The organism is Neoalteromonas flava, from assembly GCF_002807685.1.
Lineage (GTDB): Bacteria > Pseudomonadota > Gammaproteobacteria > Enterobacterales > Alteromonadaceae > Alteromonas_E > Alteromonas_E flava.
On sequence record NZ_PEAX01000001.1, the window covers coordinates 1 to 20777 of the forward strand.

26 protein-coding genes are annotated in these 20777 nt (G+C 45.2%); 19 read left to right on the top strand and 7 right to left on the bottom strand.

Going from position 1 to position 20777, the window contains the following annotated elements; genetic code table 11:
* The first annotated feature begins 172 nt into the window (after positions 1-172).
* The 9 genes from CSH92_RS00005 (at position 173) to CSH92_RS17040 (ending at position 4189) form a co-directional block, all read left to right on the top strand.
* Positions 173-511, top strand: a complete 339-nt coding sequence (locus CSH92_RS00005; RefSeq protein WP_100655571.1) for a hypothetical protein — start codon at positions 173-175, stop codon at positions 509-511.
* A 117-nt stretch (positions 512-628) separates the two neighbouring features.
* A complete protein-coding gene (locus CSH92_RS00010; protein WP_100655572.1) occupies positions 629-1030 on the top strand; it encodes a hypothetical protein in 402 nt (133 codons plus the stop codon).
* 133 nt (positions 1031-1163) lie between these two features.
* On the top strand, positions 1164-1388 hold the full coding sequence (locus CSH92_RS00015; protein WP_124916884.1) for a hypothetical protein: 225 nt from the start codon (positions 1164-1166) through the stop codon (positions 1386-1388).
* A 215-nt stretch (positions 1389-1603) separates the two neighbouring features.
* Entirely contained in the window at positions 1604-1930 is a 327-nt protein-coding gene (locus CSH92_RS00020; protein WP_100655574.1) for a hypothetical protein, read from the top strand.
* Between the two features lie 147 nt (positions 1931-2077).
* Complete coding sequence (locus tag CSH92_RS00025; protein ID WP_240612688.1) at positions 2078-2299, top strand: DUF4926 domain-containing protein; 222 nt, start codon at positions 2078-2080, stop codon at positions 2297-2299.
* 117 nt (positions 2300-2416) lie between these two features.
* A complete protein-coding gene (locus CSH92_RS00030) occupies positions 2417-2776 on the top strand; it encodes a hypothetical protein (RefSeq protein WP_100655576.1) in 360 nt (119 codons plus the stop codon).
* A 124-nt stretch (positions 2777-2900) separates the two neighbouring features.
* On the top strand, positions 2901-3344 hold the full coding sequence (locus CSH92_RS00035) for an energy transducer TonB (RefSeq protein WP_164084611.1): 444 nt from the start codon (positions 2901-2903) through the stop codon (positions 3342-3344).
* Positions 3345-3510: 166 nt separating this feature from the next.
* Positions 3511-3690, top strand: coding sequence for a hypothetical protein (locus tag CSH92_RS00040; protein ID WP_124916885.1), 180 nt, complete (start codon positions 3511-3513; stop codon positions 3688-3690).
* 124 nt (positions 3691-3814) lie between these two features.
* Positions 3815-4189 carry a DUF6713 family protein gene (locus CSH92_RS17040; RefSeq protein ID WP_124916886.1) on the top strand — a complete coding sequence of 125 codons (375 nt, stop codon included), beginning with the start codon at positions 3815-3817 and terminating at the stop codon, positions 4187-4189.
* 100 nt (positions 4190-4289) lie between these two features.
* Here CSH92_RS17040 and CSH92_RS00045 read toward each other — a convergent pair whose 3' ends face one another.
* Positions 4290-4574, bottom strand: coding sequence for a DUF1330 domain-containing protein (locus tag CSH92_RS00045; RefSeq protein WP_100655579.1), 285 nt, complete (start codon positions 4572-4574; stop codon positions 4290-4292).
* Positions 4575-4676: 102 nt separating this feature from the next.
* Here CSH92_RS00045 and CSH92_RS00050 point away from each other — a divergent pair, with 102 nt between their 5' ends.
* The 6 genes from CSH92_RS00050 to CSH92_RS00075 all read left to right on the top strand — a co-directional run bounded on the left by CSH92_RS00050 (position 4677) and on the right by CSH92_RS00075 (position 7549).
* The gene (locus CSH92_RS00050) at positions 4677-5579 is read left to right on the top strand and encodes a LysR family transcriptional regulator (RefSeq protein WP_100655580.1); all 903 of its coding nucleotides are present in this window, start codon (positions 4677-4679) and stop codon (positions 5577-5579) included.
* A 97-nt stretch (positions 5580-5676) separates the two neighbouring features.
* Positions 5677-5778, top strand: coding sequence for a SymE family type I addiction module toxin (locus tag CSH92_RS17385; RefSeq protein WP_164084612.1), 102 nt, complete (start codon positions 5677-5679; stop codon positions 5776-5778).
* 182 nt (positions 5779-5960) lie between these two features.
* Positions 5961-6221, top strand: a complete 261-nt coding sequence (locus CSH92_RS00060) for a hypothetical protein (RefSeq protein WP_100655582.1) — start codon at positions 5961-5963, stop codon at positions 6219-6221.
* A gap of 14 nt (positions 6222-6235) precedes the next feature.
* A complete protein-coding gene (locus tag CSH92_RS00065) occupies positions 6236-6574 on the top strand; it encodes a hypothetical protein (RefSeq protein WP_100655583.1) in 339 nt (112 codons plus the stop codon).
* 18 nt (positions 6575-6592) lie between these two features.
* On the top strand, positions 6593-6949 hold the full coding sequence (locus CSH92_RS00070; RefSeq protein ID WP_100655584.1) for a DUF1428 domain-containing protein: 357 nt from the start codon (positions 6593-6595) through the stop codon (positions 6947-6949).
* Positions 6950-7189: 240 nt separating this feature from the next.
* A complete protein-coding gene (locus CSH92_RS00075; RefSeq protein ID WP_100655585.1) occupies positions 7190-7549 on the top strand; it encodes a hypothetical protein in 360 nt (119 codons plus the stop codon).
* Here CSH92_RS00075 and CSH92_RS00080 read toward each other — a convergent pair.
* A complete protein-coding gene (locus CSH92_RS00080) occupies positions 7546-9186 on the bottom strand; it encodes a glycerol-3-phosphate dehydrogenase/oxidase (protein WP_240612689.1) in 1641 nt (546 codons plus the stop codon). The two genes, CSH92_RS00075 and CSH92_RS00080, sit on opposite strands and share 4 nt — an antisense overlap.
* Before the next feature lie 158 nt (positions 9187-9344).
* Here CSH92_RS00080 and glpK point away from each other — a divergent pair, with 158 nt between their 5' ends.
* Positions 9345-10838, top strand: coding sequence for a glycerol kinase GlpK (glpK, locus tag CSH92_RS00085; protein WP_100655586.1), 1494 nt, complete (start codon positions 9345-9347; stop codon positions 10836-10838).
* A 72-nt stretch (positions 10839-10910) separates the two neighbouring features.
* Entirely contained in the window at positions 10911-12533 is a 1623-nt protein-coding gene (locus tag CSH92_RS00090; RefSeq protein ID WP_100655587.1) for a response regulator, read from the top strand.
* An 11-nt stretch (positions 12534-12544) separates the two neighbouring features.
* On the opposite strand, the gene CSH92_RS00095 is transcribed toward CSH92_RS00090, so the two are convergent.
* Positions 12545-12916, bottom strand: coding sequence for a winged helix-turn-helix domain-containing protein (locus CSH92_RS00095; RefSeq protein ID WP_100655588.1), 372 nt, complete (start codon positions 12914-12916; stop codon positions 12545-12547).
* Between the two features lie 258 nt (positions 12917-13174).
* Here CSH92_RS00095 and CSH92_RS00100 point away from each other — a divergent pair, with 258 nt between their 5' ends.
* Positions 13175-13573: a hypothetical protein gene (locus CSH92_RS00100; protein ID WP_100655589.1), complete on the top strand. Its 399-nt coding sequence runs from the start codon at positions 13175-13177 to the stop codon at positions 13571-13573.
* A gap of 98 nt (positions 13574-13671) precedes the next feature.
* On the opposite strand, the gene CSH92_RS00105 is transcribed toward CSH92_RS00100, so the two are convergent.
* The 4 genes from CSH92_RS00105 to CSH92_RS00120 all read right to left on the bottom strand — a co-directional run bounded on the left by CSH92_RS00105 (position 13672) and on the right by CSH92_RS00120 (position 18985).
* A complete protein-coding gene (locus CSH92_RS00105) occupies positions 13672-14715 on the bottom strand; it encodes an efflux RND transporter periplasmic adaptor subunit (RefSeq protein WP_100655590.1) in 1044 nt (347 codons plus the stop codon).
* A complete protein-coding gene (locus tag CSH92_RS00110) occupies positions 14699-17782 on the bottom strand; it encodes an efflux RND transporter permease subunit (protein ID WP_100655591.1) in 3084 nt (1027 codons plus the stop codon). The genes CSH92_RS00105 and CSH92_RS00110 overlap by 17 nt, the downstream gene beginning before the upstream one ends.
* A gap of 21 nt (positions 17783-17803) precedes the next feature.
* Positions 17804-18241 (bottom strand): DUF3010 family protein, encoded by a 438-nt coding sequence (locus tag CSH92_RS00115; RefSeq protein ID WP_100655592.1) that lies wholly within the window; start codon positions 18239-18241, stop codon positions 17804-17806.
* Positions 18242-18502: 261 nt separating this feature from the next.
* Positions 18503-18985: a MarR family winged helix-turn-helix transcriptional regulator gene (locus tag CSH92_RS00120; protein WP_100655593.1), complete on the bottom strand. Its 483-nt coding sequence runs from the start codon at positions 18983-18985 to the stop codon at positions 18503-18505.
* A 281-nt stretch (positions 18986-19266) separates the two neighbouring features.
* Between CSH92_RS00120 and putP the strand changes: the two genes are divergently transcribed.
* Positions 19267-20772: a sodium/proline symporter PutP gene (putP, locus tag CSH92_RS00125; RefSeq protein ID WP_100655594.1), complete on the top strand. Its 1506-nt coding sequence runs from the start codon at positions 19267-19269 to the stop codon at positions 20770-20772.
* Positions 20773-20777 lie beyond the last annotated feature (5 nt).

The following is a 20777-nucleotide window of genomic DNA, read 5'->3' on the forward strand; positions in this document are numbered from 1 at the left end:
AACGTATAGAGGATTAAATTAGCATGACGTATAACAAACCGATCAAGCTCGCTCACTCTGTTCGCTGGGACAGTTACTCGCCCGCGCTGTCGCTATTTTCGCGGGCAAGTAACTGCCCCTTATTGGGGTGTTAGCTGCTAATTTTTGGAAATTAATTAAAAAAGGAAGTTTTATGAAATTACTTACCCTAATTCTTTTGAGTATCTCTAGTATTGGAATGGCTAATGCTGATTATAAGGTCAATACTATTCTCAAACATGACTCAGTAGTTATTGGCACCCCAATTCTTGTTGTCGCTTCAAATGATACCGCTTCAATGAGTGTTGAAGGATTATATTCATTGGAGTTAAGCGTTGCTCCTAAAGATGCAGGCTTTGTTGAAGTAAACACAAAGATTACTCTTAACAATCAAATTGCAGCACCGTCTTTTTCTACCAAAATCGGCGAAGAAGTTAGCATTGCTATTGGTGAGCAAGAATTTATATTTGTTGTTGACGATGCACGCAGCTAACAATCGCATTAAAACTCGCTGCGCTCGCGCGGACATCTACCTGTGGGCTCGCGCTGCGCGCGAATTTAGCCCACAGCTAGCTGCCCTTTATGCGGGGCGTTATGTGCCAGGAGCAACATGCTTAAAGAAAGCCTCGTAGTTTATATTCTGTGGTTACTTTCCCTTTGCATGTTAAGTATCGCAGCCTTCCTATTTCAAATTCCGTGGCTTTTGATTTTGGCAGGTATTGCTTGTTTAATTGTACCTGCAGACAGAACTCGACATTATATAGTTAAAAAGCACCCAGAATTACTTCCATCAAAACATGCATGGATAGTTGTTTTTTCGATGCTGGTAGCACCTACTAGTTTTGGCTTGTGGTATGCATTCCAAGTTACGCCATCGCCTGAAGTACATCGCGCAAATATCGTTGTCATTTGGCTACTGTTCTTTTTTATATTTCCCTTATGCATGTATTCCTATTGGTTCTTTAATAAGTCATCATGGCAAAAGCTACATACAAAGATATCGGCAAAGTAATGGCACATAACAAGGCGCTCAAGTCACTCCCATTCGGTCGCTGGGACAAATACGTGTACGGCCTTCTCAGATTATGCCGTACACGTATTTGCCCCTTAGATTAGTGTTATGTGCCTGTGAAGATTTCAAATTAATGCATACTGAAAAGAATATTATTATCGCTGGTCCGACATTTTTCTCTGCTGAAGATGAAGAGGTGTTTTTCAAGTGCCTATACTCTTTGCCGGAATTTGATAGTGTTTCAGGTAAAGGATTAGAGTTAAATATCAAATTTAAAAAAGCGATTCCTCTAGATGCTATGCAGCAGCTTTCCGCAATATGTCGTCGTTGGGAAATTGATATTTCCCTACCGAAGTAAAAAAGACCTGTGTCAAAGCGAGTTACGCATTTTCCAGATATGTCAGCTAAATTCAAAACTATGGGCTTACCTGCGGTTGTATCTGTAAAGGCACATAACAAAGCGCTAAACACGCAGTTCGCTGCGCGAACCGCTGGGACAAAAACGCAATGCAGCTTCGCCATTATTGCATTGCGTTTTTGCCCGTTAGCTTAAAGTTATATGGCAGGTAAAAAATGAATTTAGATGATTTCTTTGAAATTGTAGATACATCTTTGAAAAGGATGGCAGCGCCTATAGCTGTTATTGGTGCAGGTTTTCTTCTAGCGATGGAAGCCATGGAAGGAGATGCTTTTTTAGGTATCAGCGCTAAGCAATTTATCTATAGCTCTATTGCATTGAGCTCTTTATATGTTGGCGCAATTATTTTTGCTGGGTGTAAAAAAATGAATGGGAAATCAGATAATAAGAAACTCTTATTTTTCTTAAAGCTCGTATATAGTTCCATATTCATCTTTGCAACACTCGGCGCAGCTTCTCTTGCAATTGACAAAGCCATATAACAAGACGCTCAAGCCGTGTGCCAAGAACGGGCACACTGGGACACAAACATGGCGCGCCGTCGGCTATTATGCGCCCCATGTTTGTGCCCCTTAGCTCAAAGTTAGGTGACAAAAGCTTTGGGATTCAATCAGTACTATGTAATCAGGGTGCTAGAAATCACCAATCCCGAAAAACAGAAGGTTTGTAGCTCTGGTCTTGGCAACAGTGTTCCCAAAGTAGGGGATATTGGAACAATCGTAGAAATTTATACTACCCCGTGCTTAGGGTATGATATTGAGTGCAGTGATGAAAAAGGCGTTACAAAATGGCTTGTTACCTTTGAACCGTCCGAAATAAAAATGGAGGTCGTTTCTGCAAATGACACCTAACAAACCAATCAAGCTCGCTCCCTGCAGTCGCTGGGACAGTTACTCGCCCGCGCTGCCGCTATTTTCGCGGGCAAGCAACTGCCCCTTATTGGGGCGTTAGCAGTCAAAAGGAATTTTATGCTTTATTTGTTTTTAGGAAATGCAATTGTTGGCTTGTTCATTCTTCTTGGCATACCAATGGAAGATAAGCTTTCTACTGGCCAATACATATTTATCATCGCCTTTTCTATATTCTTAGATTTTCTACCAACCTTGGGCTATTTACTTGGAAGGCGTTTATCTAGAACTACGAAAATTCATTGGGAATCTTTGCTTTTTCTAGGGGTTGTTGTGGGTTTGTTTACGCAAGTTGTATTACCTGAATTAGGCTTTGGCGTATCCGAAGATAGTTCACTTTGGTACGTTTCTGCCCTTTTGTTTTTTGCAGTCGCTTTCATACCTCCAAAGATTGAAAAATGGCGGTTTAAATCGGCATGACTGCTAACAAGTCAATTAAGCACACTCCCTGCGGTCGTTGGGAAAAATACGTGTACGGCCTCCTCAAATTATGCCGTACACGTATTTGCCCCTTATTGGGGCGTTAGAACTTTCAAGGAATGATATGAAATTTGCTATTTTTTTAATTTGTTTAACTCTACTCTTGTTTGGCTGCACAACTTCCCATAAACCGAAATCAGATTTAGTCACTCCCATCGACTTAACCTTTAGTAGAGAAGAGGCTAAAAAGTATTGGAGCCTGGCTAAACCAGTTGCCCCCGTTTATCCTCAGTCAGAGGTCGAAAGAAAGATTACCGGTTGTTCGAGATTCAAGATTACCATTAGCTCTTCTGGCGATACCGTTGATATTCAGCTTATTGAGAGTTTCCCAACTGATTCATTCTCTATGCCTGCTTTAAGAGCTTTAGAAAAATGGAAGTGGGAAGCAACACGTAAAAATGCTTCCAAACAAGCGATTATCCGAATTGTTCAGGTCGATTTTTACATGGAAGATGCCTTAAACTACGAAAAAGCACTAGCATATTGCTCCGATGAACCACAGTTCTAACAAGCCAATCAAGCTCACTCGCTCTGCTCGCTGGGACAATTACTCGCACGCGGACCCGATATTCTCGCGTGCAAGCAATTGCCCCTTATCGGGGTGTTAGGTGTCAGGAGGTTTCATGCCCAATTCGGTCGAGCATTTTTTGTTTATTTATCAAAGACGGCAATCAATGCAAGATAAAGGAACTACAAACCCGCCTGAATCTGTAAAAAAATTTACTGCAAGTTTTGTAGAAGCTTTGAAAAAGCAAAATCCAACCGATATGGTTGAGATTACCAAACACAAAAATAAAGTGACTCGTTTTGTCCTTGTAAAAAATGGGCAAATTTTAGGAGAGTTACAGGGATAGGTGAGGATATTTTGAAATGCCACCTAACAAGCCAAGTAAGCGGGACAATTACACGTGGGCTCCCTCCGCTTCGCTCCGTATTTTAGCCTACAGGTAATTGCCCCTTATGGGGGTGTTAGGCATCATGAAAACGTTACTCTATTACCTCGGCATTTCAGCTCTTTTTACGCATGAAATGGACGCAGTTTTAAATTTTGAGTGGAGGCTTTTGTTTCATATTTTTGAATTGCCAGAAGCAACTGCTAGCGCTTTATTTATTGCCGCTCACTTTCCACTTTTCTTTATGTTTTTCTACCTAGGTCACCACCGCTCATTAAAAGTTAGGGATACTTTTAGAACAATCGTCTGTTGTTTCTTGGTTATTCATAGTGTCTTGCATTTCGGCTTATCAAATCACGAACTATATTTCTTCGACGGAATGTTATCTAACTTGTATATTTTTGGGGCTGCGGCTTTCGGTTTAGCTTTTCTTTTTGTTTCGTGGAGGCAAAGGCGGTAATGATGCCTAACAAACCGATCAACACACTCGCTTCGCTCGCTGGGACGCCTACTTGCTGCGGCTTCGCCATTTTCGCAGCAAGCATTGGGGCGTTATGCTTTTAAACCCCCGCCACCAGATGGAACTGACTCTCTACAGCCTGATTACGCAACTCAATTAGCGCCTGATACTCCTCACTTTGATACCAATCTTGCGCGTGCTGTTCGGAGGGAAATTCAATCACTGCTTTATTGGTAAATGTTTGATCTCCGTGTAATGACTTAACAGCACCTTTGGCAATAAATTTTCCACTGAATTTAGCAACCGTTGGCGCAGCCAACTGACTGTACAGGGCAAGCTTATCGGCATCTAATACGTTTAATTCAACAACAATATAACTACTCATGGTGACTCCTGATTTATCGACTGACTGTGTAAAAGTTGACAAATCTTACGAGCTTTCATATTTTTGCACAATAACCATTTATTTAACTCATTATTTATATATATGAACGCAATAAAACTTGCTCCATTACTTCTGATCTTTGCCGAAGTAGCCAAACAACGATCCTTTACTGGCGCTGCAAAAAAGTTGGGCTTAAGTAAATCCGCCATCAGCCAACAAGTCAAACGGCTAGAAAGCGAAGTCGATATGCAGTTATTGGTTCGAAATACCCGAGGCGTTGTATTAACACAGCTAGGTGAAACCCTATTGTTACGCAGTGAATTATTGAGCGAGCAGTTGGCCAATGCCGTGAGTGACGTAAAAAAGATTAAAAGCCAACCTAGTGGCCAGTTTAAAATGTCCGTGCCGCCATTTTTTGAGCGCAATATCATCGTACCCGCCATACGCCAGCTATGCATAGAATATCCACTGATCGAACCCGAATTGATCATCACCAGCAAATGGCAAGACTTGATAGAACATGAATTAGACGTGGCAATATTTGGTGGCAGACTTAAAGACAGCAATTATAGAGCCCAACACATCTGCAAAGTTAAAGACATCTTTTGCGCAACGGCCAACTACATACAACGTCACGGTACACCACAAACATTTAGAGAATTGCAGCAACATAAATACATTGCCAGCAATTGGCAAAAAGAGGAAATCACCTTGATCAACACACAACAAAAAACCGAGCAACATCTCTTGCTGGAATATTGCGCCCAAACCAATAACCTCCCCACATTATTAGAAATGACACTCGCGGATATGGGGATCGCCTTAATTCCTGAATTTGTTTGCAAACAAGCGATCAGCAGAGGCAATTTGGTACACCTACTTCCCAACTACCACTGCCGTCCTTGGGATTTTTACTTTTTACATCGATATCAAAGTAGCAAACCTGCTTACGTTGAGCGATTTTATCAATTGGTTAAGTATTATTTTGTGATGGCGAATAGCTAAAATATACCGCAATCATCATCGAGGGCAAACAAGGGTTCGTTAAAGACTTTTCATCAGTAGCGTATATCTGGTCCTAATTATTGAACTCTATACATTATTGCGTGGTCGGTGGCTTGAAAAAACATGTTTTGCTATTGGTCAAAAAATCACTGTGCAAGTTAGTTACCGGCAACTTATCATCATACCTTCTAAAACTTAAAAACTTGAGTTGTGGGCGGCGTATCAAGCTACTGTGCTACATAGTAAGTGCAGTAGCATAACAAGGCTGTTAATCGGACGACTTTTCCGTTGCTCGTTTTTGTGCTTGAACAGCACAAAATCAATCAACTACAAAGCCGCCAATTACAGCGGCGTTAATGCGCAAAAAGGAATTTCAAAATTATGAGTTATTTTAAAAAATTGGGGAAAGGCCTAAAAGGCGCCTTAAATGCTATACATGCGGATGAGTATGAAATCAACAACCACAAAATTAAATGTATTCACTGTGGCCATCAGCGGTTTGAGCTTGGCGAAGCTCAACTGAACACTGCTGGGCTAACATTTTTAAACTTAGATTGGGCAAATCGCAGTGCTTACATTTTAATGTGTAAAGAGTGCTCTCACATTATCTGGTTTGGCAAAGAAGCAAAAAAGGTTGTTTAAGGTATATGCATAACATGTCGCTTCTTTCTATTATCATCGCAGCACTTGTGATTACCTCAAACGCTTTTGCACATACAATAGACGGTGTTTGGAAACACGCAACTAAACCAGCGCTGATTGAATTTAATTTAACAGCCGGTACAGCCAGCGTAAAAGAACACCAAATACACAAACAGAATGCAGGGCTCACGGTTATAAAAAATATCCTCCCGTCAACAGAGCATGAGTGGACGGGGCAAATGTTCAATGGTTATAAAAACGAGTATGAGTCCGTTACTATACAGTTAAATGGCAATTCGCTTTCTGTCTTCGATGCTGAAAACAGTGAAGTGCTTAAACTTTACAGAGATTAACCTTAAGAGGTTTTAACTATGTCATATGTTGATGGTTATGTACTTGCGGTTCCCAAAAAGAATAAGGCAGACTATATCCGCCTAGCTGAACTGTCTGCGGCAGTGTTTATCGACCATGGTGCATTATCGGTGGTAGAGAATTGGGCAGATGATGTTCCTGAGGGTAAATTGACCTCTCTTCCCATGGCGGTGAAATGTGAAGAAGACGAGGTTGTCGTTTTCTCATGGATTGTTTGGCCATCGAAAGAGGTTCGCGACGCCGGAAATAAGGCAGCAATGGAAGATTCACGCTTTCAGGGATGGGATCCAAAGGATATGCCGTTTGATGGTAAACGAATGATCTTTGGCGGTTTTTCGACTATTGTTAGTCAATAAGCTACTGTTTATACCATTTAGCTTGCAGCGCATGATTAGGTTATAAACTAGCATGTAGCCCGACTGGCCTTTAGTGAATAATGGAGATCTTAGATGGAAACAATCATAAACCTATTACTCATGGCTGGCCTGATCATACTATTTATCTTTGTGGTTGGAATTCTGGCGCATAAGAAATTGCACAATAACAAAGACTGATTAGCTTACAAGCAATATCAAGAGTGTATTCACATAAAGCCTATGCACAACTTTGAAGACACATTTACAGCACTAAAAAACATACTGCTCTCGCATGCAAATGCGCTGGATATTGTCACTGACAGTAACGAGCACTTCTATCTGAATACCCATCATATTATGCCGAATAAGAAACCCTTGTATTTTGGCTCAGTTAAAGTGAATAAACGAGCTGTGAGCTTTCATTTAATGCCCGTGTATGTGTTCCCGGAGTTACTAGAGAAGATTAGCCCAGAGCTTAAAAAACGCATGCAAGGGAAATCCTGTTTTAATTTCAATGAGGTTGACCCTACCCTCTTTAACGAACTTAAAGGCTTAACTCTGCGGGGATTCAAACGTTATCAGCAGGCAGGTTATATCTAATTAGCATCAATATATTCTTGCAGTTTCCTTTCTGCCTTGTCTCCAAACAATATGGCACAGGCTTCTTGTAATCCCTTGGCAGAGATAATTTCGTCTTTGGTTAACACCATCTCTATTTTTGAGCGTCGCCGCAAAAAGTCATCCAAGCGCGTAATCATCTCCCGTCGAGCCGCGTAATGCAGTTCAGCGCGTATGTATTCGGCGTTTTCAATTAGTTGTTCGGCTTGCGACGGATCACGCTGAATTTCATCTAAAATCTGGATAGCATTAGCATCGTAGCGCCGCCATAGGCGCGTGGTTAATGACTCAGAGCAGTAGGCCGGCGTTAAGGCGTCAAGACCCATGAGTTTAGCGCGGCGTAAAAAAGCTTGTTTGAATGCCTCAGGAGACTCGCCATACCATTTGGCTTTAGGGTCGGGTAACGCAATGCCTAGTTCTGAAACATATTCGCTGACCTCTTCGCCCACATTGATGCAGTCGGTCAGCTTGCCGCCAAAGACGCTAATAAACTGCTGCTGTGTATCCACATCAATGGCATGCTTGCGCGAGAGTTGGACCCAATCCGCTTTACCACCACCGCCTTTTACCGCGAGCGGTCGCACCCCACAGCGCTCGGCGATTACATCAGACATGGTGAGCGGCTCTGGCAGCGCCAGTAGCTTGTTTACATTATCTAAAATAAATTGCCGATCGGCTTCAGACGCAGCGGTCTCAGGCTTTTCAACTTGCGTATCGGTGGTGCCAATACAGGTGCGCTTCCCCATCGGGATCACAAAAAACAAACGACCATCAGAGGCGAAAAACGCCAACACTTTATCCACTTGAGTGAGTTTTCTGACCAGTAAGTGCACGCCTTTTGAGAACACGTGAGAATGCTCGGTGGTAACCCGATTGAGCTGATTAAAGCTATCAACGTACGGTCCACAGGCGTTAATAATGGTTTTAGCCGTTACAGTAAAACGCTTCTGACTTTCCTGACATTCCATTTCGACCTGCCACAACCCATCCACACGCGTGGCTTGAGTCGCTTGCACATAATTGGCCACACATGCATCGTTATCCATGGCCGAGCGAATAAAATTAAACACAAAGCGGGCATCGTTATCAAACAAGAAAGCGTCGGAATACTCTAAGCCGCCCGAGGCGTTGGCCACATTGATGACCGGTTCACGCTGTTTGATCTGTGCAGCACTTAACATCTTGGGCGCTTGGGTAAAAAATCGCCCCATTAACCAGTACAAACAAGCCCCAAGGTAAATAAACCAATGCGGAAAACGAAAGCCTTTTTGGAGTGTTGTAAGAAAGCGGATTTCCTTGACGGTTGAGGGATAACTGCGCATCAAATGATTACGGCTTTTACAGAGTTTATTAACCAAAAGATATTCATGGTTTTCTAAATACTTGATCCCACCCCAAGCCAAGTTTGATGAGTTCGATGAGGTAAAACCTGCAAAGTCGCCCTTATCCACAAGCGCGGCCTTTGCTCCTTTTTTTGCCAGGGCAGCAGCAGACACCGCACCATTGATGCCACCACCAATCACCAGCACATCGAACGTCGTTGCGGCTAGTTTTTTGATGTTAGTATCACGTAGCTGGGTATCACGCATTTGTTCACCTATTAAACCTGTCTCATGCATAGATTAGCACCCTAATCAGCGCACCTTAAACGTTTTTGTTAATTCCTGTTGAGAGAAAAGGTTCGATGGCCTACATTGAACGTAGTCAACCAATTTGAAACCTGACTGCGGTAAAGATACTATAACAATTAAATAATAATATAAATAAGATAATAAATATGTCAAAGACAGCTATTCTTGCTATCGATCAAGGGACGACCTCCAGCCGTGCCATTGTTTTCTCACCCAGTGCAGAGATTATTTGCACGGCACAACAAGAGTTCACCCAGCATTATCCTAACGACGGGTGGGTTGAACATGATCCAGAAGAAATCTGGTCGACGACCCTTGCGGTGTGCCAACAGGCCATCGCGAGCGCGCAGCAAAATGGCTTTACGATTGCGGGAATTGGGATCACGAATCAACGCGAAACCACCGTTGTGTGGGACCGCGCAACCGGCAAAGCGATCTACAACGCCATTGTGTGGCAAGACCGCCGCACCGCAGCGCAATGCAGCGCTTTAGCAGCACAAGGGCATGATGTAGCAACACACAGTGGGCTGCGCTTAGATCCGTACTTTTCAGCGAGTAAAATTGCCTGGATTTTAGATCACGTTGAAGGCGCTCGAGCACGCGCTGAGGCTGGCGAACTCGCATTTGGCACTATCGATACGTTTTTAATTTGGCGCCTGACCAACGGCAAAGTGCATGCCACCGACACCACCAACGCCAGTCGTACCAACTTAATGAATATTAATACCTTGGCGTGGGATGACACATTGCTGGAGCTGTTTAATGTGCCCCGCGCGCTATTACCGGCGATTAAACAAAGTGCTGACGACTTTGGCACGACCGCCCCCAACGTGTTAGCTGAAGAATTCACGATTGGTGGTGTGGCAGGTGATCAACAAGCTGCTTTGATCGGTCAATGTTGCTTTTCCCCGGGAAGTCTTAAAAGCACCTACGGCACGGGGTGTTTTGCCCTTGTTAATACGGGTGACACGCCGCGCTTTTCTCACAATCAATTACTCACAACCGTTGGTTACAGCATCGCTGGCAAAACCGCTTATGCGCTGGAAGGCTCAATCTTTATCGCCGGTGCTGCGGTGCAGTGGTTACGTGATGGGATAAAAGTCATAAGCGACGCAAAACAAACCAAGGCACTCGCGGAGACAGTCGAGCATAGTCATGGAGTAGTATTAGTTCCAGCCTTTGCCGGATTGGGCGCACCGCATTGGGACCCTCATGCGCGCGGTAGCGTGTTCGGTTTAACCCGTGGTACCACCGAAGCCCATTTAGCGCGCGCAGCACTCGAATCAGTGTGTTTCCAAACCCATGACCTGCTCTCAGCGATGCAACAAGACGGCATTGATGTACAAGCGGTTCGGGTTGATGGGGGAATGGTGAATAACGACTGGGTGTGCCAGTATTTAGCCGACATCATTAATGTCTCAGTGGTTCGCCCGCAAGTCATGGAGACCACGGCATTGGGCGCAGCCTATTTAGCTGGCCTGCAGTGCGGAGTTTATGCTGATATTGCGACATTGAGTCAACAGAATCCGGTCGACCGTTGTTTTGACAGTGAAATGGATAATGCGCAACGAACGCGGAGTTTAAAGCGTTGGCAAGCGGCGGTTAATGCTACCCAGCTGTTTGCCCGAGAAACCCAATAACCACGGCAAAATAGCTCAAAATTTTGGTTTAATGTACGATAACCTTATTACAGCCAAGCCGTTTAACTGAGTATGAATTTAAAACTAGCCCGACAATCCAAAGTCCTCATCATTGATGATCAGGTTTTAGCCAAGGGCTACATGAAGTACTCGTTGGAAGAGCTGGGTTTTCAAAATATTGAGTATAACGACAAGGTTAATCAAGCCCTCGCGACCATTCGGCGCGAATATTTTGATTTGATCATATGCTCTTATGACCTCAAAAATGAACAAGACGGTTACTATCTGTACGATCAGCTCAAACAAGATGGTGACATAGCTCCGAGCACCGCATTTGTGTTTATAAGTGCTGATACAACCCCCGATATTGTGCACAGTATTGTTGAATTGCAGCCCGATGACTTTCTCGCCAAGCCCTTTACTGTGCGCGAGTTAGATAAACGCCTGACCCGCGTGCTGAATCGCAAACAAGCACTTAAACCCATATATCATTTAATGGAGCGCCAGCAACCAGAAAAGGCTCTAGCCTTGTTGGAAAACTTTTTAGGCGAACCCAAAAATGCGGAATTTTTCCCTTTGGCGCTTAAGACTAAGGGTGAGCTGTTGGAGCAATGCGGTTTCTTTGAGCAAGCCATCGATTTTTATCAGGCAATTTTGAACGTGCAATCCTTTGCCTGGGCACAGTTGGGTTTGGTGCGTGCATTGATCAAAACCGACCATGACGACGACGCAGAAAAGCGCATACTCGAGCTCGCCTTCAAGCCTGACTGTAAACTTGCGGCCTATGATTTATTAACCGCACTGCAAATTAAACAGCAAGAATTTGACGATGCGCTAGAGAGTGTGGAAGTTGCCACGGAGTTATCGCCGCGGAATATTCGCCGTCATAAGACCGCCATGGAACTATCCCGTATTACCCATGATTACGCCGCCCAGTTCGAAGCAGCCAAACGAATCGTTAAGTTTGCCAAACATTCAATTCACGATAAGCCAGAGAACTACCTTGCAGTCGCCCGCGCTGGAATTGATTTCGCAATGACGGCCGATGAATCACAAACACATAAGTTGATTAAGCAAACCACTGAATACTTAAAGCAGCTTAAGTCGCATTTCCCCAAAGCTGATGTAGATGATCAGGTAAAGGTGATCGACGCTCGTTTGCTATATCTGCAGGATGAAACTGATAATGCCAAAGCCCTACTTGGGCAATTAAGCAATGAAGCGTGGGAAGCCGAGCCGATGGAAGGTCTACTCGATAAAGCCAAAGCCTTTCATGAAGTGGGTTTGGTTGAACACGCGCTGAACATGTTGGATGTTATCGAGCGACGCTGTAAGCATGATCCTGAACAAGGCGAATTGTTTTTACATTACATCGAGCAAGAGAAGCACGAAAAAACCGCTATTCAGTCAAGTCCGAAAGCGCTTAACAATGCCGCAGTCACCCATTACCAAAAAGGTGATTTAGACGAAGCCCTGCACATTTTCCGTCAGGCTTTTACCATCATGCCAAAGAATCCGTCGATTGCGCTGAATCTGCTCCAAGCCACGGCAGTAGAGATCCGCGAAAAAGGTATGGCCGACAACACTCCCACGCTAGTGCGCAACTGCATTAAAGCGATTGAGAATGGCTCACTGACGCCTGAGCAAGAGCAGCGCTACCATAACGTGAAAAGCTTTTTGAAGGATGTCGTGTAGGCTCTAATTTACTAGTCCCTCCAGTGTTTTATCCACTCACTACAACGATGAAAAATTTCAACCATGCCATTGTGCTCATAATAACCCTTGCACACTAATCGGTAACCTAACTGAGGAATTGTTTCGATTTCGACAACGTCTTCACCAAATGTGGTATGCAGCTCCTTACGCAAACGACAAACCAAATGATTTATGACGTCGTCACTTACATATGTATGGCCCCATATGTCTGCTTTCATACGTTGCCGTTCGACGATCTCAGGTGCTGCAGAAAGCAACAGTTGCATTAGCTTTCCACATTGCGGTGAGAGCATAGAACTCCCTCCATGCGCGTCGCTAATGGTTCTAGTTTTAGGATCATATTTCAGGGTTCCGCTGGTCATAACATAAACACCGGCCGACTGAATATATTCACAAAGCTTAGCAGATAAATACCATTTTCTCTGGCCAAATGAACTGCATATGACAGCGTCATGATTAACTTATTGATAACTATTAAGTAAAAATTTCATCTGATTTTCAGGTTATTTTCAGCTCGATTTCATCTACCTCTAAATGCCATTTGCATATACTCAGTAACATCTGACAAGCAGTTGTGTCAGAGGGAACCATGTCCACTTTGATATCCATAGGAAAATATTATGAAAAAGTTACATTTTGCATCAATTGGAGCCGTGGTTTTGTCGCTATCAGCCGTTTGCAACAACACCTTGGCCTCAGACTATCCACTAAGACTAGAAACTGACCTTGTTTCAGTGTGCCGCTTAGCTGCAGAAAACGACCGCGTTGGATTGCACCAAGCTGTACAAAAAATCACACCTGGACACCGTGCCATGGGTCCTACATACAAAATGCTTGGCGAGGGTTTATTGTGCAATGGTAAGCAAGTGACGACCTTTGCTCGACAATTTGGAGCAACTGATACGGTCAAAGCATTTCAACGCTACAATCCAGCCACACCGGTTATTGAAATCCGCGACTTGGAAGTTAGCCAACACATCCCGAGTGACATTTATGTAAGTTTTGCTCTTGGTAAGTAACACTGCTCGAAATGAGAACGCAAGTTTAAGTAAATTTAAACTAGAAACTTGCTTCAACTACTGTATTGCCTAATCACAATACAGTAGTTTTACTGCGCTTAGTAACTGACTTTACTCTGCGGTTGCAGACGCTCAGCGCCGCGAATAATGACTTTATCACCTGCATTAACACCTTCGCTTAGTACAACCCAAGGACCATCAGCAAAACGCACGTTGGCCGTGATTTGCTGCGCGGTGTCGTTGCTGTCAACCACGTAGATAAACCGCTGACTGCCACGGATGACCAAGGCATCACGAGGTACAGCTACGACCGACTCTGGCATCTGCACTGGAATGTCAGCCGTTACCGAATCGCCTATGATCATATGACTGTCACTCACGTTAAGACGGATCTCGGCCATACGTGAAGCGGGATCGCCGATGGGCACGATTTTGCGAATCGGAAAATCATGCCGGTGATCACCATGCTCGACGCTGATCGACAGGCCTTCACTCAGCAGCCCTAGCAACCGAATAGGTACGGGAATCGATAGATCCTTCAGTGACTCATTCACATATCGTACGATAGGATCGCCAATGCGAATATACTCGCCGGTGTGCGCAAATTGCTGGGCAATCACGCCTGCAAATGGCGCTTTCACCCGTGTATCATCAAGCGCTCGTTGGGCGCTCTGAAGCCATGCATCGGCACTGGCAATTTCTTGTTCTATCCGCAACATTGCCGCGCGTTCACGTTGCAACTGGTTCTTTGAAGCGTTGTCTTGGCTAGCCAGCCGTTCAAAGCGTTCAACCTCACTTTGACGAAATTCCAGATCCACTTTAAGTGCGGCTAACTCGGCAGAACGACTGCTCAGCGCCCAACGGGCACGAGCATCATCCAGTTGCGCTAACGTTGCACCTGCAGCAAGTTTGCTGCCAACGTATTCAACATTAACCAGGCGTCCTTCGACTTCAGCCGATATCACCGCATCTTGCAGCGCAACTACGTTGCCTTTGAGCTGCATACTGGGGGCTAAGTCCAAACGCTCAGCCGTAACCACCTCGACTTGCGCCGGTGGCATGTCTTGTGCCACAAGGCCAAAACTGGTACTTGCTAGGCCAAAAGCTAACAACGATAGGTTAAGTTTAGACAGTAGTCGCATTGCGGTTTCTCTGGGTAAAAGTCAGTTGTAACAAACACGGTAAAAGGATGAGGGTAAATATCGTCGAAACGCTCATACCACCGACTATTGCTGCTGCCATGCCACGGTAGATATCACTGCCGTCACCGGGGATCAAAAGCAGCGGTAGCATGCCAAATAAACTGGTTAACGTGCTCATAAATATCGGTCGCAAGCGGATGGTGAGCGCCTGCTCTACCGCGTCCTCAACGCGCAGACCGGCTTTTAAACCGTCGCGTGTCTGAGCCACCAGTAAAATAGCATTATTCACCACCAATCCAAGCAAAATAATGAAGCCAATCATGCCAAGTAAATCAAGTGGCTGCGACTTGAACAAATTGAGCACCTGTATCGCCAACACACCACCAACGCCAGCCAATGGCAGGGCAATGCATACCTGCAATGCTGCCTTCAATGACTTAAACAAGCCAGTCATGATCAACAGTAGCAGCAAAAATGCGAGGACAAAATTCAGACTCAAGGTCGACATTGCACGGGCTAAATCCTCTGCACTGCCCGTATATTGCACCGAAGCATCGGCGGGTAGCTGCGCCAGTAATTGCGGCTCAACCCGTTCCTCCAAGGCATCGATGAGAGCTTCCAATGACATATCTTTCGGTGGATTAACGACCAAACTGTAACCGCGTTTGCGCTCCATTCGCACAATCGCGCTCGGCGCCAGAACAGTGTCGATTTCTACCAATTCGGATAACGGTAAAACACCACCCAACGGCGTCGTTACAGGCAATTCAGCGAGGGCTTCAGGGGTCGCAAAACGCTCGGTCTTTAAATAAATATCCAGTCGTTCCTGACCATCGAAGTATTCACCTAACCACAGACCCTGCCCCAACTGAGCAATCACCGCTGCGAGGTTATCTCGTGTCCAGCCAACTTCTTTAAGGCGGCTATCATTAGGCATAAACCGCAGCTCGGTGGTTTCTGAAAACGGATCGGGCTCTGGGTTCGCGGTGGCACCTGGGATTGCTTGCATAACTAAGCCCATGCCCATCATAGCCGCGCCTTTTGCGGCCGCTAAGTCGGTACTGGTGATCTCAATGCGCACACTGTTGCTGTCGCTAAAACCACCAAATAAACTGCGTCGCATGGAAAAGCCAAACATATCCGGGATGCCGCTTATGATGTCTTGTTGGATGGTTTGCTGGAGCACATCAAGGTCGGTGCCCTCGGCGCCGTTTAACGCCAACCAACCACCTGAACCACCGGGGAACGACCAGAAAAAATAGTCGCGCACATGCGGCATTTTCTCACCACGTAAATGCGGCTCTAAACGCTTGGCGATCAACTGGGCTATTTCCTTATCGGCAGTGGCAACATTGGTCCCGGGTGGAAAAAACAAGAAACTATCGACTGTGTCGCGTTTAACCGGTGGTAAATAGTTACTGGTAGGCCACAGCAAGATCATACATGCCAACGGTATAGCGATTAACCCAATGACCCAAGACCAGCGTTTAGCCGTGGAATTGGTTAATGCCATCAACGTTCGTACCATCCCCTGCCAGTGGTTATGCGCCTTACCCTCGGCCAAGTCGTCACTGCGCAAGAAGTACTTTGCTCCAGTGGGCAACAAGGTAATGGCGACAATCAAAGAAACGGAAATTCCAATAGCGATGGTTAATGCCAAATCGGCAAACATCTGGCCTTCGGCATCTTCCAAAAACATAATCGGAATGAAAATCGCAACGGTGGTAGCCGTAGAGGCTAACAGTGCCCCCCACACTTGCGTTGGGCCTTCTGAAGCCGCAACATCCACGCTCGCGCCTTTTTCACGCAATCGGACAATATTCTCAAGCACTACGATGGCAGCGTCGAGCACCATACCTGTGGCGAAAGCCAGCCCAGCCAAGGAAATGACATTTAACGAACGCCCAGCAAAGTTTAAGACCACAAAGGTGGCTAATAAGGAAACAGGAATTGCTGTAGCAATTAGCAGCGTGGCGCGCCACTGGCGCAAAAACAGCCACAAGACAAAGACCGCAAACAGCATGCCGACGATCAAGTTACTGGTCAGCAAACCCATGGAGCGTTTGATGTATAAGCCAGGGTCGAAGGAAAACTGTGCATACATATTACGCTCGGCGAACACAGTGTTATTGAGTTCCTCCATCTTGCTTTTAACGCCATCTAAGGCCTCAAGCACGTTAGCATCATTGGTTTTCGACACTGCTAGGCGAAATGCCGGGTTTGCGTTTTGATAAATAAAGCCACCCGCGCGACCTGGCCCGACTTCAACCCGTGCAATATCTCCAAGTTTTATCTCAACCCCATCACGCTCTTCAAGGATCAAATTGGCTAATTCATCGATGTCGTAACGCCCTTCAAAACGTACGGTATATTGCTTGCGACCTATATCTACAAAGCCGCTGGACATATCTTGTGAACGCCCTACCAATGCCGGGATTTGCGAAATATCAATGCCCAGATCAGCGGCTCGATAAATATCAAAAACGATTTGTAATTGCTCACCATCGCCCCAGCTGCCATCATCAAACTCGATACGCGAAACCCCATACAAGGCTTGGAGTTCGGGTAAGACAAAGTCACGAATAAAGTTACTATTGGCCTGCTTTTGTTCGCGTGAAATACCTTCTTCGTTCTGAATAAAGTAATCAATCAAGGTGTCATTGGCATCGCCCCATTCCCCCATCATGATCTGTGGCTTTTGTGCATTGGCCGGCAATGGGCGTAAGCGATTGAGCCGACTGATCACATCAATAAGAGCGCGAGTCATATCGGTTTCGAGAGCAAACTCTAACTGCATAAAGCCGAAGTCAGACATACTCCAAGCGACCATGTCGGTCATGCCAGGGGTGCCCACCAGCACCTCTTCAATGGGAACGGTAAGTTCAGACTCGATCTCGGCCGGCGATGCGCCAGGCCAGGAACTGATTACAGTAACTATTGGCTTTTCAATATTCGGCAATAACTGCGCAGGAATTTTGAATAACGAGATTACGCCCAAAGCAATTACCATGAACGTGATTATTACCACCGCAACGGGGTTATGTAGGCTACTGTTAGTGAGTTTCACGTTGACCCTTAAGGAATCAAATTATTCCGTTTCAAAGCCACCCATGTGCGCAGCGTGAGCCACATGAAATGCGCCTTCTTGAAATTGCTTCAAGCCGGTTTCTTTAAAGCTTACTGCGACTGGGTGACGCTTTAATGAAGCCTTTAATTGCTGTCCGCCAAGAGTCTCTACGTCAAGCGAATCAATCAATTGAATTGCAGCTTCCATTTTGAAGCCTAAAGCACCGCCAGAAAACTTACCGGTTAGCGGGCGTTCACGGATCACCACGCGAGTAACTTTATAGTCACCCATTAGCTGTTTAAAACTGGACTGAAAATAACGAATATCAGTGGTGCGATTACGCTTGCTTAACGCTAACTTACGGACCCGACAATCGGGCATAAAAAACACCCCGTCCCGGTATTCAAGTAAACAAATTACGGCTTCAGTGCCTTGGATATCAACGCCACAAATGAGCATAAACAAATCTCTCAGATTAATTCCGACCATTGTCGCTGATTTACTCGATGATTTATACCCGCCGGTAGATATTTCACTCGTCAAAATTAGCCAATAGGTCACAAAGCAGCAAGAGTAAATGTGTAACAAAGATTGATTAATAGCGCTCTAGCATCAGCTTCGACGGTAATCGTTGAATTGTGGACTATGCGATTAGATTAAAACCTGCTTAGAGATTGAGCAGCCGCAGCGTCAAAGCTGCTATCTGTTAAAACAGGTGTTTCAGTAGGTTTGATTGATAAAACCAACCTCAAGAACGGGAGATGCATCGATATCTTCAGCATTCATCATCGATGCTATTCGCTGCATGTTAGCGATCATCATGCTTTGCTCCCACGGCTCTAACTGATCAAATCGTTGAATAAAGTGGGCTTGCAAGGGTCTGGGAGAATCTTGCATGGCTTGCTTGCCCCGCTCAGATAAATGCAACAGCACTTTACGTTTATCCTGTTCGGAGCGCTCCCGCACAACGTATTGATTAGCTTCCAAGCGGTCGAGAATACTAGTGACAGTGGCAGAGCTTAAATTTATCGCGTTAGCAATATCTTTAGCCAGCACCCCGTCTTGGTTATCGATCTCATGCAACACCAATAATTGCGGGCTGGTTAGACCGGTCTCTTTTTTGAGCTTCTTAGAATACAAATCGATTGCGCGTGTAACTTTGCGCAGCGCGATCAGTAATTCGTCGTAACGTTGTTCTCTCATTGCGTTTGTTCTAATCATTCCTTGTAACAAGGTTTAGCCAATATTTTGCCTATTCAAACCGATGCGTCGATGAAGACAAAAACATACAAAACTAGGTTAAAAAGGTAACACAAACCTACCTTTAACTTCTACACTAAGCAATAAATAAAATACAAATAGCACAGAAAACCTTTATTTTTGCAGTTATAAAGCTATCTAGGTTGATTTTCGCTTAATAATAAAGCATCATATTAATTAGCACACTAATTATTATTATTGAAACTATTTAGAGAGGTCTTTAAATGGAGTTTTCGCAATGGATTTCCATTAGCATTTACTTCCTCGCCATGCTTGGCATCGGGGTATTCGCATACCGCACGTCAACCGATGATGTTTCGGGATACCTGCTTGGCGGTCGTAAGGTAAGTCCACATGTAACTGCATTGTCTGCAGGTGCATCAGATATGAGTGGATGGATGCTGATGGGATTACCCGGCGCGATGTTTTTAGTCGGCTTTGAAACAGTCTACATTGCGCTGGGTCTATTGCTAGGAGCATTAGCCAACTACTTTCTGGTAGCGCCGAAGTTGCGCGTGTATACGGAAGTGGCCGGTGACTCGCTAACCTTACCTGAATTTTTTGCCAATCGTTTTGGTGGCGACAAGCAAGCCGTCCGGATCGTGTCTGCAATTATTATTGTAATGTTCTTCACTTTGTACACCAGCGCTGGTCTGGTCGCAGGCGGAAAGCTGTTTGAGTCGGCCTTCGACGTTGATTACCACATAGGTCTGTTTGTAACTCTGGGCGTAGTTGTCGGATACACCCTGCTGGGTGGTTTTCTGGCGGTTAGCATGACGGACTTTGTGCAAGGTTGCATTATGTTCATCGCTTTGGTTTTGGTGCCTGTGGTGGCTTTCCAATCGTTTGACAGTGTTACTGAAATGAACAGCTTTGCTACTCAGTCGATTCCGCCGCTGAGCGAAGGACTCACTCAGTTGTCATTGCTCGGTCTACTTAGCGCCCTCGCTTGGGGCCTGGGTTACTTTGGGCAACCGCACATTATCGTGCGCTTCATGGCAATCCGCTCAATCAAAGATATTGCCACAGCACGTAATATCGGTATGAGCTGGATGCTGGTTACGATTATTGGCGCGCTAGGCACTGGTCTGGTCGGGATCGCATATGCAAACAAGTTCGATTTGACGGTCGCTGATGCAGAAACAATCTTTATCATTTTTTCAGAGATTTTGTTTCACCCATTGATCAGTGGCTTTTTGTTAGCTGCGATTTTAGCGGCGATTATGAGCACGATTTCATCCCAGCTGTTGGTGTCTGCCAGTTCGTTGACTGAGGATTTGTATCGCGTATTTAGTCAAAAAGAAGAGATCAAGCAAGATGATAATCGCGCGGTGATGATCGGTCGGTTTGGTGTCGTCGGAGTAGCGCTTGTTGCTGCCCTGTTGGCTTTTGACCGTTCCAATACGATCCTGGGCATCGTAAGTAACGCTTGGGCTGGCTTTGGTGCTGCTTTTGGCCCACTCGTGCTGTGTTGCTTATACAAAGCAAATTTAACGCACAAAGCCGCGATTGCAGGCATTGTCTCAGGTGCAGCTACGGTACTGTTTTGGATCTATGTGCCGGTCCTGGCAGACGGGGCAACACTGAGTTCGGTGGTGTATGAAATTATACCCGGCTTTATCATCAGCTTTATCACCATTATTGGCGTCGCTGCGCTTGACTCGTCACCGTCGCAGCAAGTTCAAGATGAATTTGAAAAGACGCAACAACTTGTGACCCAACATTCATAAATAGA